Genomic DNA, 13,982 nt, shown 5'->3' on the forward strand with positions numbered 1-13,982 from the left:
GGGGAGTTCAGATGCGCTCGACGATGGTGGCGATGCCCATGCCGCCGCCGACGCACAGGGTGGCGAGGCCGTAGCGCTTGTCCTGGCGCTCCAGCTCGTCGATGAGCGAGCCGAGGATCATCGCGCCCGTCGCGCCGAGCGGGTGGCCGAGGGCGATGGCGCCGCCGTTGACGTTGACCTTGTCGAGGCTGAGGCCCATGTCCTTGACGAAGCGCAGCACGACCGCGGCGAACGCCTCGTTGATCTCGACCAGGTCGATGTCGTCGATGGTGAGCCCGGCCTTCGCCAGCGCCTTGCGGGTGGCGGGGGCGGGGCCGGTGAGCATGATGGTCGGCTCGGATCCGGAGACGGCGGCGGAGACGATCCGCGCGCGGGGGGTGAGGCCGTGGCGCTCGCCGACCTCCTTGGAGCCGATCGCGACGAGCGAGGCGCCGTCCACGATGCCGGAGGAGTTGCCCGCGTGGTGGACGTGGTCGATCTTCTCCACCCAGTGGTACTTCTGCAGCGCCACGGCGTCGAAGCCGCCCATCTCTCCGATGTCGGCGAAGGACGGCTTGAGCTTCGCGAGGGAGTCGGCGGTGGTGCCGGGGCGCAGGTGTTCGTCGTGGTCGAGGACGACCAGGCCGCTGCGGTCCTTCACCGGGACGACGGAGCGGTCGAAGCGGCCCTCCTTCCAGGCGGTGGCGGCGCGCTCCTGGGACAGGGCCGCGTACTCGTCGACGTCCCGGCGGGTGAAGCCCTCGATGGTGGCGATCAGGTCGGCGCCGATGCCCTGCGGGACGAAGTTGACGGCGAGGTTGGTCATCGGGTCGTTGAACCAGGCGCCGCCGTCGGAGGCCATCGGGACGCGGGACATGGACTCGACGCCGCCCGCGAGGACCAGGTCCTCCCAGCCGGAACGGACCTTGGCCGCGGCCAGGTTGACGGCTTCCAGGCCCGAGGCACAGAAGCGGTTCTCCTGCACGCCCGCGACCGTGTCCGGGAGTCCGGCGGCGATCGCGGCGATCCGGGCGATGTCGGACCCCTGGTCGCCGACCGGTCCGACGACGCCGAGCACGATGTCGTCGATCGCGGCCGGGTCGAGGCCCGGGAAGCGGTCGCGGATCTCGTGGATGAGCCCGACGACCAGGTCGATGGGCTTCGTGCCGTGCAGGGCGCCGTTCGCCTTGCCGCGGCCGCGCGGGGTGCGGATCGCGTCGTACACGTACGCTTCGGTGCTCACTGGTGTGCCTTTCGAAGGGGTGGGCCGAGCGGGGTGGGCGGGGTCAGTCGGCGTCGGTGACCGGGTCCTCGTTCACGAGTGCGGGTATTCCCCAGTCGCGGGCCACCGTCCCGGTGTCCGCGCCGGGCCGGGCCGGGCCGGTGCGGATGGCGGTGGGGGTCGCGGAGAAGCGGGGGGCGGGGGCGGGCTGGGTGATGCCGCTGTGGTCGGTGAAGGTGCCGCGGGCGGCGAGGTGCGGGTGGTGCGGGGCCTCGCGCAGGGACAGCACCGGGGCCACGCACGCGTCCGTGCCCTCGAAGACGGCCGTCCACTCGTCCCGGGTGCGGGACGTGAAGCGGGCGGCGATCCGCTCGCGCAGCTCGCTCCAGCGGGTCCGGTCCCTGCGGGCGTCGGCCAGGTCCTCCAGGCCCAGGAGGCGCAGGAACTCCGCGGAGAACTGCTCCTCCAGGGCACCGACCGCCATGTACCTGCCGTCGGCGGTCTCGTAGGTGCCGTAGTAGGGGCAGCCGCCGTCGAAGAGGTTGGCGGCGCGCCGGTCCTGCCAGCCGCCGGCCGCGAGCATGCCGTGGATCATCGCGGACAGGTGGGCCGTGCCGTCCACGATGGCGGCGTCGACGACCTGGCCGACGCCCGTCACGCGCGCGTGGTGCAGGGCGGCGAGGGCGCCGACGACCAGGTAGAGGGCACCGCCCGCGTAGTCGCCGAGCAGGTTGGCCGGGACGGCCGGGGGCTCGTCCGGGCGGCCGATCATGCCGAGGGTGCCGGTGAGCGCGATGTAGGCCACGTCGTGGCCCGCGCGGTCGGCGAGCGGGCCGTCCTGTCCCCAGCCGGTCATGCGGCCGTAGACCAGGCGGGGGTTGCGTGCGTGGCACTCCTCGGGGCCGACGCCGAGGCGCTCGGCGACGCCCGGGCGGTAGCCCTCGACGAGGATGTCGGCCCGCTCGGCGAGGTCCAGCACGCGCGCGGGGCCGTCCGCGGCCTTCAGGTCGACCACGATCGAGCGCTTGTTGCGGTTGGTCACGTCCAGGGCGGGATCGATCGCGAGTGCGGGGCCGCCCGGCCGGTCCACCCGGACCACGTCGGCGCCCAGGTCCGCGAGGAGCATGGCGGCGAACGGGCCCGGCCCGATACCGGCCAGCTCGACCACGCGCACGCCGGAGAGCGGACCGCTGCCCGGCGCCGCCGGCGTCCCTGCCGTCGTCATGCGTCCAGCCCCCTCAGCACGTGTGACACAACTGATGTAACACCAGTGATGCTAGGAACGCACCGCACCGGACACAAGCCCCAACGAGCAAGCGCTTAGCCAAGTGCCCGGCCGCCCGCGTATCACCCGGGAGAGTGAGAGAGGGGTGCACCGCGGCCTGTACCCCGTGTGCTGTCGGCGCGTGCGCGCTGCGGCCACCGCTGCCTCCGGGCTGGTCGTCCTCGCTGACTCTCCTCACGCTAGCCTCAGCCACCGACAGCGGCGCGGGCTGCGGGAGCAAGGGGTGTCATGAGCAGGCTGAACAGGACGGACCGTCGCTACGACCTCGTGCTCTTCGGAGCCACCGGGTTCGTCGGCACGCTCACGGCGGAGTATCTCGCCGCGCACGCGCCGAAGGACCTGCGCTGGGCGGTGGCCGGGCGCGACGAGGGAAAGCTGGAGCGGCTGCGTGAGCGGCTGCCCGGCGGGGCGGAGGTCGGCGTGCTGCGCGCCGACGTGACCGAACCGGCCGGCCTGCGCGCCCTCGCCGAACACGCGCGCGTGGTGGCCACGACCGTCGGACCGTACGTGCTCCACGGCGAGGAACTGGTCGCCGCCTGCGCGGACGCCGGGACCGACTATCTGGACCTGACGGGTGAGCCGGAGTTCGTGGACCTGATGTACGTCCGGCACGACACGCGCGCGCGGGAGACGGGCGCCCGCCTGGTCCACGCGTGCGGCTTCGACTCCGTACCCCACGACTTGGGCGTGTACTTCACGGTGCGGCAGCTGCCGGAGGGTGTGCCGCTGACTGTGGACGGCTATGTGACCGCCGACGCGGCCTTCTCCGGGGGCACCCTGGCCTCGGCGCTGAACCAGTTCGCCCGCGGTAGGCAATTGCTGGCCGCCGCACGCGAGCGGGGCCGGCACGAGCCGCGGCTGATGGGACGCCGGGTCGCGGCGCCCACAGGTGCGCCCCGGTTCGCCGCGGAGGTCGGCGCATGGGCGCTGCCCCTGCCGACCATCGACCCGCAAATCGTGCGCCGCTCGGCGAAGGCTCTCGAACGGTACGGCCCCGACTTCCGTTACCGGCACTACGCGGCGGTGCGGCATCTGCCGGTCGCCCTCGGCGGGGTCGCCGCGGTCGGCGCGGTCGTGGCGGCCGCCCAGCTGCCGTACGCGAGGCGCTGGCTGTCGGGCCGGCTGCGGCCGGGGGACGGGCCGAGCGCGGAGCGGCGGGCGAGGAGCCGGTTCGCGGTGCGCTTCGTCGGTGAGGGTGGCGGACGGCGGGTGTTCACGGAGGTAGCGGGCGGCGACCCGGGCTACGACGAGACCGCGAAGATGTTCGCCGAGGCGGCGTTGTGCCTGGCCTTCGACGACCTGCCGCCGACGGCCGGGCAGGTCACCACGGCGCAGGCGATGGGCGACGCCCTGACCGGGCGGCTGCGCGCCGCGGGCATCACCTTCCGGGTCGCGGCCAGCGGCCCCGCCCGCTCCTCCGTTTGAGGCTTGCACACCCGGAAATCCCCGGTTCCCGGCGGCCACCGCCGGGAAAGTCTCACACGCTCCTTCAATGAAACGATGGAGGCCCAGGCAAAAGAGCCGAAGGAGGCGGGAGAGCCATGAAGTTCGTGCTCGAAGTGACCGTGGACGAGGACGCGCCGACGCAGGACCGCGCCGGCGAACTGGGGCGGATCCTGCGGTACTGGGGCGGGAACCTGCGGCACTACGCCCTCGAACCCGGTGACGGCTCGGCCGTCTACGACTCGGCGTATCAGGAGGTCGGCGCCTGGCGGATCGTGGCCTCCTGAGCGCCGCCCCCTGCGCTCCGTGCCGCCTGCTGAAGCGCACGGCGGCACAGGGCGTCCGCCCGGCGGGTGGTCTCCGGCAGCCGGTAGCGCGGGGTGAGGGCCAAGGTGTGCGCCAGGGCGTTGTCCAGGCTCACCCGGTGGCCGACGGAGACGAAGACCGGTTTGACGCCGTCCCGGGTGCGCAGCGCACGCCCCACCTCCTCGGTCCCCGCGAGCAGCGGAGCACAAGCGCCCCGTTGCGGACCGGGATCGTCGTACGTGAAGGTGAACGGGTTCTTCGCGACCCCGATGACCGGCAGACCGGTGAGCACGCCCAGGTGGCTCGCGAGGCCGAAGCGGCGCGGATGGGCCTGGCCGTAGCCGTCGCAGACGACCAGGCCCGGCGGGCACGGCAGCATGTCCAGGGCGGCCCGGACGGTCGGGAGCTCACGGAAGGCCAGCAGGCCTGGCACGTACGGGAAGGATACCCGGCCGACGGCCGTCGCCTCGGCCACCACCTCCAGGGTGGCGGCGTCCAGCACGACGGCCGCCGCGGCGACGAGGTCGAGGGCGTCGTCGTAGGCGACATCAACCCCCGTGACACGGCCCGTACCGGGCCGGGGTCCGCGCTCGTCGAGCACCACCCGGCCGCGCAGCTCGTCCTGGACCGCACGGGCCTCTTCCTCGGTCGCGGGCCAGCCCGCGGGTACGCCTACGGTCGTCATGGTGACGCCGACTCTACGGGCCCACGGCCGCTGTCGGAGCCGGGGGGTAGGCTCCCGATCATGTTCGTACTGGAGCTGACCTACACCGCGCCTCTCGACGCCGTCGACGCGCTGCTCGCCGACCATGTGGCCTGGCTGGAGGAGCTGTACGAGAAGGGCCTCGTCCTGGCCTCCGGGCGCAAGAACCCGCGCGACGGCGGGGTGATCATCGCCGTCCCTGAGGACCGCGCCCGGATCGAGGAGATCGTCGCGGGCGACCCGTTCACCGTCGGCGGCGTGTGCACGTACCGCATCACGGAGTTCACCGCCACGAAGACGGCTCCCGAGCTCGCCCGCCACCGGCAGACGCTGGACTGACTGGCGCCGCTCATCCCTTCTTGGCGTTCAGCGCGCGCTGCAGCTCGTCCTTGTTCATGTGCGAACGGCCTTCGATGCCGCGCTGCTTCGCCTCGTTGTACAGCTGGTCGCGGGTCGGGCCGTGGGAGCCGGCCCGGTTGCCCGACCGCTGGCCGCCACGCTTGCCGGACGACATGTCCTGCGTCGAGCTGCGGCTCGCGGTCTTCGACTCACCGGAGCGGGCGCGTTCCTTGTTGACCGTCCGCGCGGCGATCTCCTTGGCGCGCTCGGTGCTCTCGCCCCGGTCCTGCGCGCTCTTCTTGATGTGCTCGTACTGGCGCTCGCGCTTGGAGCTGGAACCGGCGGGCATGATCGCTCCCTTCCTGTCGCTTTCCGTGGGAACGAGTACCCGGGTTCCGGGCGCTCACGTCAGCGTTCCAGCCGTGCCACCCTTCCCTGTTCGCCGGCCGCCCAGCAGCTCAGGTCGGGCGTGCAGTCCACGGTGTCGTACGAGCCGGTGTCGATCGTCCGCCAGGTGCGGCCGGCGTCCGTGGTGAGGTCGGTGCCGGTCGGGCCGACGGCGAGCGCCGCGGTGCGGCTGTGCGGCAGCCAGGCGGCCCCCGAACGGTAGGCGGGCGGCGGTGTGGCGGCCGGGGTCCAGGTGCGGCCGCCGTCCGAGGTGCCGGCGGCGGCCTGCGGCGAGGGCTGGTCGGGACGGTAGTCGCCGCCGACGGCGAGGCCGTGGGTGCGGTCGCGGAAGGCGAGCGCGAAGACGCCCTTGGCGGGATCGCCGGCCGGGACCGGTGTGCCGGCGGCCGTCCAGGTCAGTCCTCGGTCGGCGGAGTGCAGCACGCGCGCGTGGGCGCCGCCGCCGGTGGCCAGCCAGACGTCGTCCGGGCCCGAGGCGACCAGGCACTGGCCGCCGGCGGCGAAGCCGGCCTCGCCGTCCAGTGCGGGCGGCATGCCACCGGCGGGCAGCACCCGCCAGGAGCGGCCGCCGTCGCTCGTGGACAGGATGCGGAACCTTCCGTCCACGGGGTCGCTCATCGCGAGGCCGTGCCGCCGGTCGAAGAAGGCCAGACAGTCGTAGAACGCCTTCGGATCGGTGTTGCGGAAGGACTCCGTCCACGTCGCGCCGCCGTCGTCGGTGCGGTACACACGGGACGCCTCGCCCTCGCCGATGGCCAGCACCACGGCGCGCCGCGCGTCGAACGCCTCGACGTCCCGGAACTGCAGATCCGCCGCGCCCGGCGGAGAGACGTTCCGCCAGCTCGCTCCGCCGTCCGTGGTGCGCAGCACCGTGCCACCGGTACCGGCCAGCCAGGCGGTGCGCCGGTCCACGGCCGCGAGGCCCCGGAAGCGGACCTGCGGGGTGCCCGGGTCCTTCGGTGCCCAGTGCGGGCTTTTCCGGCCCAGCGGTCCGGCCTCGGCCGCCGGAACGGTCAGCGCGGCCAGCGCCGCCCCGCACGCCACCCCCGCCGCCACCAGCCTGCTCGTGCGTCCTCCGCGTCGCGTGCTGCCCATGCGCCTCATGGCGGGCGAAGCTAGCCCACCGGCCCGGCGCCGTCCAGAGGCCAACTGCCCGTCGGTGCGCGGGAGAACACCCGGCCCATCGCCGTGCATGAATGCGGTGACCGAGGTCACTCGGTCTCCGTGTGCACGCATCGGCCGGATCCGTCGTCTCTTCCAGTGCCGGGTAGCGCACACCCGGGCGTAGTCCAGCCGTCACGAGGGAGCAAGGCGTTGTCCACCGTCATCGAGCAGCCCGTAGAGGCCCGTCTCGTCGCCGCCGCACCGCGCATGCCGAGCATTCCCGCGACGCTGCGCTACGACCGGCGCGATCCGTTCGCCGTCGTCATGACCTTCCCGGCGCCGGCCACCCTGGAAGGGGTCGACGTCTGCTGGACCTTCTCCCGCGAACTGCTCACGGCTGGACTGCAGGGCCCGGCGGGCCACGGAGACGTGCGGGTGCGGCCGTACGGCTACGACCGCACGGTACTGGAGTTCCACGCCCCCGAGGGCACCGCGATCGTGCATGTGCGCTCGGGTGAGATCCGGCGCTTCCTGGAGGCGGCCAACGCACTCGTGCCCGTCGGCCTGGAACACCTCCAGCTCGACCTGGACCACGGCCTGGCCGAGCTGATGCGGGACGCCTGCTGAGCGCCACGCGCGCGTGCGGCCCTTAATTCCGTTGACAGCCCCCAGGCTCCCTCGTACGGTGTACATCGGTTCTGTTGCCGTCGATTGGAGAAGGACGTTGCTCGTCTGAGGTCCTGAGACACCGCGTCGCACCGGTGAGGTGTGCGCGGCGTACGACCTCGGCGTCCGAGCCGTCCCCCGGCACAGGCCTTTTTTCATGGCCTCTCCGTGCCCCACGACCTTTCGGTTCCCGCCTCGCGGTGTCTCGACATGCGCCCACCGACCGCACGACACCCTTCGCGAGGCCCTCATGTCATCTTCCCTCACCTGCACGTCCCTGTCCTTCACCTGGGCCGACGGCACCGCCGTCTTCGACGGCCTGGACATCGCCTTCGGACCCGGCCGCACCGGGCTCGTCGGCGTCAACGGATCAGGGAAATCGACCCTGTTGAAGCTGCTCGCCGGTGAACTCAGCCCGCTCGACGGCACCGTCAAAGCCGCCGGCGAGGTCGGCCACCTCCCGCAGAACGTCACCCTCGACACCGCGCTCCGCGTCGACGAGGCCCTCGGCATCGCCGCACGGCGGGCCGCACTGCACGCCATCGAGGCGGGCGACGTCGCCGAGGAGCACTTCGAGACACTCGGCGACGACTGGGACGTCGAGGAACGCGCCCTGGTCACCCTCGGCGAACTCGGTCTCGGCCACATCGGCCTGGACCGCACCGTCGGCGAGGTCTCCGGCGGCGAGTCGGTGCTGCTGCGGCTGGCCGCGCTGCTGCTGCGCCGCCCCGACGTCCTGCTGCTGGACGAGCCCACCAACAACCTCGACCTGTATGCACGCCGCAGGCTGTACCAGGCCGTCGCCGCGTGGCCGGGCGTGCTGGTCGTGGTCAGCCACGACCGGGAACTGCTCGACCTGGTCGACCAGATCGCGGAGCTGCGCTCCGGGGAGGTCACCTGGTACGGCGGCAACTTCTCGGCCTACGAGGAGGCGCTGGCCGTCGAGCAGGAGGCGGCCGAACGAATGGTGCGCGTCGCCGAGGCCGATGTGCGCAAGCAGAAGCGCGAACTGGCCGACGCCCAGGTCAAGCTGGCCCGCCGCAAGCGGTACGGGCAGAAGATGTGGGACCAGAAACGCGAGCCGAAGATCGTCATGGGTGCCCGCAAACGCGCCGCCCAGGAGTCGGCGGGCAAGCACCGGATCATGCACGAGGAGCGGCTCGCCGAGGCCAGGGAGCGCCTGGACGAGGCGGTGGAGGCGGTACGGGACGACGACGAGATCCGCGTCGACCTGCCGTACACCGCCGTGCCGCCCGGCCGGCAGGTGCTCACCCTGGAGAACCTGGCGATGGCCTACGGGGCGCGGATCGAGGGGATCCTCGATCTGCGCGGTCCGGAGCGGATCGCGCTGGTCGGCCGCAACGGCGCCGGCAAGACGACACTGCTGCGGACGGTCGCCGGGGAGCTGGCGCCGGTGTCCGGGGAGGCGCGGGCGCACGTCCCGCTGCGCTTCCTGCCCCAGCGGCTGGACGTGCTGGACGACGCCCTGACGGTCGCCCAGAACGTGGCCCGGTTCGCGCCGGGCGCCACCAACAACCGGATCCGGGCGCGGCTGGCCCGCTTCCTGTTCCGGGGCGCGCGGGCCGACCAGCAGGCGGCCACCCTGTCGGGCGGCGAGCGGTTCCGGGCGGCCCTGGCCGCCTTGATGCTCGCCGAGCCGGCGCCTCAGCTGCTGCTGCTCGACGAGCCGACCAACAATCTCGACATGGCGAGCGTGCGGCAGCTGACCTCGGCCCTGGAGTCGTACGAGGGCGCGCTGCTCGTGGCCAGCCACGACCTGCCGTTCCTGGAGTCGATCGGCATCACGCGCTGGCTGCTGATGGAGGAGGGAGAACTGAAGGAAATCACGCCGGAGGATGTCGGGTATCCCGCCTAGCGTCGGCGGCATGCCCGATTTCATCACCCTCACCGGAGCCCGGGAGAACAACCTCAAGAACGTCGATCTCCGCATCCCGAAAGGCCGGCTGACCGTGTTCACCGGCGTTTCGGGATCGGGCAAGTCCTCGCTCGTCTTCGACACGATCGCCGTCGAGTCGCAACGCCAGCTGAACGAGACCTACCCCTCGTTCGTGCGCAACCGGCTCCCCCGGTTCGAGCGCCCGCACATCGAGTCGCTGACGGACCTCTCGCCGGCGGTCGTGGTCGACCAGCGGCCGGTCGGCGGCCATGCCCGGTCGACGGTCGGCACGATGACCGACATCCAGGCGGTGCTCCGGGTGCTGTTCTCCCGGTACGGCATCCCGAGCGCCGGGCCGGCCACGGCCTACTCGTTCAACGACCCGTCGGGGATGTGTCCCGAGTGCGACGGCCTGGGCCGTACGGTACGGCCCGACTGGGACCGCATCCTCGACCCGGCCAGGTCGCTGGCCGGCGGGGCGGTCCGGTTCCCGCCGTTCGCCGCGGGCACCTGGCACGGGCAGACGTACACCAACACCACCCGCCTCGATGTGCACAAGCCGGTCGGGGCGTTCACCGCCGAGGAGCGCGCGTTCCTGCTGCGCGGACGGGGCGCACGCGTCCGCGTCGGCAACACGGGCGGCTCGCGGGACATCGACTACGAGGGTCTCGCCGACCGGTTCGAACGGCTCTACCTCAAACGCGACCTGTCCGCGCTCAGCCGGCGCACCCGCGATCTCGTCCGGGAGTTCCTGACCGAGGACGTCTGCCCGGTGTGCCGGGGAGCCCGGCTGAACGCGGCCGCGCTCGCCACGCGCGTGTGCGGGCTGTCCCTCGCCGACTGCGCCCGGATGCAGGTCACCGACCTCATCGCCGTGCTGCGGCGGATCGACGACCCGGTGGCGGCGCCCGTCGCCCGCGCCGCCGTGGACGGCCTGGAGCGCATCGAGGCGATCGGCCTGGGCTATCTCAGCCTGGACCGGGAGACCGCGACGCTCTCCGGCGGCGAGGGCCAGCGGCTGAAGACCGTGCGGCACCTCGGCTCCAGCCTGAGCGGACTGACGTACGTCTTCGACGAACCCAGTGCCGGGCTGCACCCGCGTGACGTGGGCCGCCTGGGCGAGTTGCTGCTGCGGCTGCGCGACCGGGGCAACACGGTACTGGTCGTGGAGCACGACCCCGATCTCATCGCGCTGGCCGACCACGTCGTCGACATGGGTCCGGGGGCGGGCGCCGGGGGCGGACACGTCGTCTTCGAGGGCACGCCCGGCGCGCTGGCCGCCTCGGGCACCGTCACCGGCCGCTGTCTGCGCCGCCGTGCCACGGTGAAACGCCGGGTGCGGCGGGCCACGGGCGGGCTGTGGGTGAAGGGCGCGAGCCTTCACAACCTGCGCGAGGTCACGGTGGAGTTCCCGACGGGCGTGCTGACCGCGGTGACCGGGGTGGCCGGCTCCGGCAAGAGCACGCTGACCGGCGAACTGACCGCCACCCACCCCGACGCCGTGATCGTGGACCAGTCGGCGATCGCGGTGTCCGGGCGGTCCACGCCCGCGACCCACCTCGGGATCATGGACGCCGTACGCAGGCTCTTCGCCCGCTCGACGGGGACGTCACCCGCGCTGTTCAGCTTCAACTCGGCGGGCGCGTGCGGCGGCTGCGAGGGGCGCGGTGTCATCGTCACCGACCTCGCCTTCATGGACCCGGTGACGACCGTCTGCCCCGGCTGCGCGGGGCGCCGCTTCCAGGACGAGGTGCTGCGGCTCACCGTCCGCGGAGCCTCGATCGCGGACGTGCTCGACATGGGTCCGGAGCAGGCGCTGGACTTCTTCGGCGACCTGGACGTCCCCGAGGACGCCGTGCTGCGCCCGCTGCGGGCCCTGCGGGACGTCGGCCTGACGCATCTGGCCCTCGGCCGGCCGCTGTCCACGCTGTCCGGCGGCGAGCGGCAGCGCATCAAGCTCGCCACCCGGCTGCACCGGACCGGCGCGGTGTACGTGCTGGACGAACCGACCACGGGGCTGCACCTGGCGGACGTCGGCGCGCTGCTGGCCCTGCTCGACCGGCTGGTCGATGCGGGCAACACGGTCGTGGTGGTCGAGCACCACCTGGACGTCGTCCGCCACGCCGACTGGGTCATCGACCTCGGGCCCGGCGGCGGCCGGGACGGCGGCGAGGTGATCTTCGAGGGAACTCCGCGGCAGTTGCTCACCGTCCAGGGCTCGGCCACCGCCGAGCATCTGCGCAGGACGACGGTGTGACGTCTCAGGAGGGGCACAGCCTGACAACGAGGGTTTTGTCCTGGCCGGAGCGGACTGCATGATGGCGGACCGGTGCCGCAACCAGCGGCGCTGTCCGTCGCACCATCGACCCGCACCGATTCGAAAGGCCCGTCGTGCCCAGCAAGAAGGCCCTCGTCCGCCGCCCCAGCCCCCGCCTCGCCGAAGGCCTGGTGACGCACATCGAGCGGGAGAAGGTCGATGTCGGGCGCGCCGTCGAGCAGTGGGAGGCGTACGTCGAGGCCCTGCGCACGCACGGCTGGGAGACGATCGAGGTCGAACCGGCCGACGACTGCCCGGACTCGGTGTTCGTCGAGGACACCGTCGTCATGTACAGGAACGTGGCGTTGATCACCCGGCCCGGCGCGGAGTCCCGGCGCGCGGAGACCGTCGGCGTGGAGGAGGCGGTGGCCCGCCTCGGCTGCTCGGTGAACTGGATATGGGAGCCGGGCACGCTGGACGGCGGTGATGTGCTGAAGGTCGGCGAGACGGTGTTCGTCGGCCGCGGCGGACGTACCAACGCGGCCGGGGTGCAGCAACTGCGGGCGGCCTTCGAGCCGCTGGGCGCGCGAGTGGTCGCCGTGCCCGTGAGCAAGGTGCTGCACCTGAAGTCGGCGGTGACCGCGCTGCCCGACGGCACGGTGATCGGGCACATCCCGAAGGTCGACCGGCCGTCGCTGTTCCCCGGCTTCCTGTCGGTGCCGGAGGAGTCCGGCGCACACGTGGTGCTGCTCGGCGGGCACAAGCTGCTGATGGCGGCGAGCGCGCCGAAGACGGCGGAGCTGCTGACCGACCTCGGCCACGAGGTGGTCACGGTGGACATCAGCGAGTTCGAGAAGCTCGAGGGCTGTGTGACCTGTCTCTCGGTACGGCTGCGGGAGCTGTACGCCTGACCAGGTGATCCCGTCATGCCGACGGCCCCGGAACCCATGGTTCCGGGGCCGTCGGCATGTCCAGGAGCCGCGCCGCGACACCACGCGGAACACGCCGGAAAGACCCGCCTTCACCCTGCTGATCAGTGATCTTTACGACGACCTTAACCTACGGCTTCGTAACCTACGGCTTCGTAGCCTACGATCTCGTAGGTTTCCCGGCACCGCTCGCCGGACCGCCCCCTTTCTCCCCCGTTGTTCGGCGTCCCCCTGGAGTTCCCGTGACGATCACTTCCCCTCACCTCGGCAGCCCGTCCGCATGGACCGACGCGCGGCTGCTGTTCGCGCTGGAGGAAGTGGTCGAGAAGGAACTGAACCGGCATCTGAAGATCGCCAAGGACTGGATGCCGCACGAGTACGTCCCGTGGAGCGACGCGCGCAATTTCCCGGGCCTTTTCGAGGACGGGGAGGCCTGGGGCACGGACCAGTCCAAGGTGACGGAGATCGGCCGTATCGCCCTGGTGGTCAACCTGCTCACCGAGGACAACCTGCCGAGCTACCACCACGAGATCGCCACCCTCTTCGGCCGCGACGGCGCGTGGGGCACCTGGGTGCACCGGTGGACGGCCGAGGAGGGCCGGCACGGCATCGTGATGCGCGACTACCTGCTCGCCTCGCGGGCGGTGGACCCGGACAAGCTCGAACAGTTCCGTATGGCGCACATGAGCGAGGGCTTCGAGTCCGACAACCGGCACTCGATGCTGCACTCGATCGCCTACGTCGCCTTCCAGGAGCTGGCCACGCGCATCTCGCACCGCAACACCGGCCATCAGTCCGGCGATCCGGTCTGCGACCGCATGCTGGCCCGCATCGCGACCGACGAGAACCTGCACATGGTCTTCTACCGCAACCTGCTGAAGGCGGCCTTCGAGCTGGCTCCCGACCTGACGATGCAGGCGGTCCGGGACGTCGTGGTGAACTTCCGCATGCCTGGTCACGGCATCCCGGGCTTCGAGCGGGCCGCCGCGCAGATGGCCATCGGCGAGGTGTACAACATGCGCATCCACCACGACGACGTCCTCCAGCCCGTCCTGCGCTTCCTGAAGGTCATGGAGATCGACGGCCTCGGCCCCGAGGGGCGCCAGGCACAGGAGGAACTCGGCCTCTTCCTGGGCGGTCTGAACGCGGAGGCTTCCAAGTTCGACGAGAAGCTGGCCGCCCGCAAGGCCCGCATGGCGGCCCGCGCGGGAGCCTGACGCCCGGAAGGGTTCCGCAGGACCTGACCCTCGCCGGACCCGGCCCCGCGGAACCCTGACACCCACCGGCCACCGAGCCCACCACCGCCCGCTGGGCTCACCCGTCACCGGCTCCACCGCCCGACGGGATTCGCCCCTCACCGGGTCCGCCGCCCGACGGGATTCGCCCGTCATCGCCTCTGCCACCCGCCGGGCTCGCCCCTCGCTGGATCTGCCACCCGCCGGGG

Annotated in this window: 13 protein-coding genes; 8 read left to right on the forward strand and 5 right to left on the reverse strand. The window is 72.3% G+C overall.

Annotation, left to right across the window (positions count from 1 at the left end; genetic code table 11):
* Positions 1 to 7 precede the first annotated feature (7 nt).
* Together ACIGXP_RS08945 and ACIGXP_RS08950 are read right to left on the reverse strand one after the other, a co-directional pair.
* Complete coding sequence (locus ACIGXP_RS08945) at positions 8 to 1,222, reverse strand: acetyl-CoA C-acetyltransferase (RefSeq protein WP_363217484.1); 1,215 nt, start codon at positions 1,220 to 1,222, stop codon at positions 8 to 10.
* A gap of 43 nt (positions 1,223 to 1,265) precedes the next feature.
* Entirely contained in the window at positions 1,266 to 2,426 is a 1,161-nt protein-coding gene (locus ACIGXP_RS08950) for a CaiB/BaiF CoA transferase family protein (protein WP_399765785.1), read from the reverse strand.
* A 288-nt stretch (positions 2,427 to 2,714) separates the two neighbouring features.
* On the opposite strand from ACIGXP_RS08950, the gene ACIGXP_RS08955 reads away from it, so the two are divergent.
* Together ACIGXP_RS08955 and ACIGXP_RS08960 are read left to right on the forward strand one after the other, a co-directional pair.
* Complete coding sequence (locus tag ACIGXP_RS08955) at positions 2,715 to 3,911, forward strand: saccharopine dehydrogenase NADP-binding domain-containing protein (protein ID WP_363217486.1); 1,197 nt, start codon at positions 2,715 to 2,717, stop codon at positions 3,909 to 3,911.
* A 116-nt stretch (positions 3,912 to 4,027) separates the two neighbouring features.
* Positions 4,028 to 4,216 (forward strand): hypothetical protein, encoded by a 189-nt coding sequence (locus tag ACIGXP_RS08960; RefSeq protein ID WP_363217487.1) that lies wholly within the window; start codon positions 4,028 to 4,030, stop codon positions 4,214 to 4,216.
* On the opposite strand, the gene ACIGXP_RS08965 is transcribed toward ACIGXP_RS08960, so the two are convergent.
* Positions 4,180 to 4,920 (reverse strand): endonuclease V, encoded by a 741-nt coding sequence (locus ACIGXP_RS08965; protein WP_399765790.1) that lies wholly within the window; start codon positions 4,918 to 4,920, stop codon positions 4,180 to 4,182. The genes ACIGXP_RS08960 and ACIGXP_RS08965 overlap by 37 nt on opposite strands.
* Positions 4,921 to 4,980: 60 nt before the next feature.
* Here ACIGXP_RS08965 and ACIGXP_RS08970 point away from each other — a divergent pair, with 60 nt between their 5' ends.
* On the forward strand, positions 4,981 to 5,277 hold the full coding sequence (locus ACIGXP_RS08970; protein ID WP_399765792.1) for a YciI family protein: 297 nt from the start codon (positions 4,981 to 4,983) through the stop codon (positions 5,275 to 5,277).
* A 10-nt stretch (positions 5,278 to 5,287) separates the two neighbouring features.
* Here the strand turns inward: ACIGXP_RS08970 and ACIGXP_RS08975 are convergent, their stop codons facing one another.
* Both ACIGXP_RS08975 and ACIGXP_RS08980 read right to left on the reverse strand, forming a co-directional pair.
* Positions 5,288 to 5,626 carry a plasmid stabilization protein gene (locus ACIGXP_RS08975; RefSeq protein ID WP_399765795.1) on the reverse strand — a complete coding sequence of 113 codons (339 nt, stop codon included), beginning with the start codon at positions 5,624 to 5,626 and terminating at the stop codon, positions 5,288 to 5,290.
* Positions 5,627 to 5,685: 59 nt separating this feature from the next.
* Complete coding sequence (locus ACIGXP_RS08980; protein WP_399765798.1) at positions 5,686 to 6,780, reverse strand: WD40/YVTN/BNR-like repeat-containing protein; 1,095 nt, start codon at positions 6,778 to 6,780, stop codon at positions 5,686 to 5,688.
* Between the two features lie 219 nt (positions 6,781 to 6,999).
* Here ACIGXP_RS08980 and ACIGXP_RS08985 point away from each other — a divergent pair, with 219 nt between their 5' ends.
* The 5 genes from ACIGXP_RS08985 (at position 7,000) to ACIGXP_RS09005 (ending at position 13,755) form a co-directional block, all read left to right on the forward strand.
* Positions 7,000 to 7,416: an SsgA family sporulation/cell division regulator gene (locus ACIGXP_RS08985; protein ID WP_363217492.1), complete on the forward strand. Its 417-nt coding sequence runs from the start codon at positions 7,000 to 7,002 to the stop codon at positions 7,414 to 7,416.
* A 289-nt stretch (positions 7,417 to 7,705) separates the two neighbouring features.
* Positions 7,706 to 9,331: an ABC-F family ATP-binding cassette domain-containing protein gene (locus tag ACIGXP_RS08990; RefSeq protein WP_399765801.1), complete on the forward strand. Its 1,626-nt coding sequence runs from the start codon at positions 7,706 to 7,708 to the stop codon at positions 9,329 to 9,331.
* 10 nt (positions 9,332 to 9,341) lie between these two features.
* On the forward strand, positions 9,342 to 11,609 hold the full coding sequence (locus ACIGXP_RS08995; RefSeq protein WP_399765804.1) for an ATP-binding cassette domain-containing protein: 2,268 nt from the start codon (positions 9,342 to 9,344) through the stop codon (positions 11,607 to 11,609).
* A 134-nt stretch (positions 11,610 to 11,743) separates the two neighbouring features.
* Positions 11,744 to 12,520 carry a dimethylargininase gene (gene ddaH, locus ACIGXP_RS09000; protein WP_399765807.1) on the forward strand — a complete coding sequence of 259 codons (777 nt, stop codon included), beginning with the start codon at positions 11,744 to 11,746 and terminating at the stop codon, positions 12,518 to 12,520.
* Positions 12,521 to 12,780: 260 nt separating this feature from the next.
* Positions 12,781 to 13,755 carry an acyl-ACP desaturase gene (locus tag ACIGXP_RS09005; RefSeq protein ID WP_399765810.1) on the forward strand — a complete coding sequence of 325 codons (975 nt, stop codon included), beginning with the start codon at positions 12,781 to 12,783 and terminating at the stop codon, positions 13,753 to 13,755.
* Positions 13,756 to 13,982: the final 227 nt, after the last annotated feature.

Origin of the sequence: Streptomyces sp. NPDC053069, from assembly GCF_044546895.1 — a bacterium.
Classification (GTDB): domain Bacteria; phylum Actinomycetota; class Actinomycetes; order Streptomycetales; family Streptomycetaceae; genus Streptomyces.

Coding starts and splice junctions, on each gene's coding strand:
- ACIGXP_RS08950 (WP_399765785.1), bottom strand. CDS start 2,426: ATGACGACGGCAGGGACGCCGGCGGCGCCGGGCAGCGGTCCGCTCTCC.
- ACIGXP_RS08955 (WP_363217486.1), top strand. CDS start 2,715: ATGAGCAGGCTGAACAGGACGGACCGTCGCTACGACCTCGTGCTCTTC.
- ACIGXP_RS08960 (WP_363217487.1), top strand. CDS start 4,028: ATGAAGTTCGTGCTCGAAGTGACCGTGGACGAGGACGCGCCGACGCAG.
- ACIGXP_RS08965 (WP_399765790.1), bottom strand. CDS start 4,920: ATGACGACCGTAGGCGTACCCGCGGGCTGGCCCGCGACCGAGGAAGAG.
- ACIGXP_RS08970 (WP_399765792.1), top strand. CDS start 4,981: ATGTTCGTACTGGAGCTGACCTACACCGCGCCTCTCGACGCCGTCGAC.
- ACIGXP_RS08975 (WP_399765795.1), bottom strand. CDS start 5,626: ATGCCCGCCGGTTCCAGCTCCAAGCGCGAGCGCCAGTACGAGCACATC.
- ACIGXP_RS08980 (WP_399765798.1), bottom strand. CDS start 6,780: ATGGGCAGCACGCGACGCGGAGGACGCACGAGCAGGCTGGTGGCGGCG.
- ACIGXP_RS08990 (WP_399765801.1), top strand. CDS start 7,706: ATGTCATCTTCCCTCACCTGCACGTCCCTGTCCTTCACCTGGGCCGAC.
- ACIGXP_RS08995 (WP_399765804.1), top strand. CDS start 9,342: ATGCCCGATTTCATCACCCTCACCGGAGCCCGGGAGAACAACCTCAAG.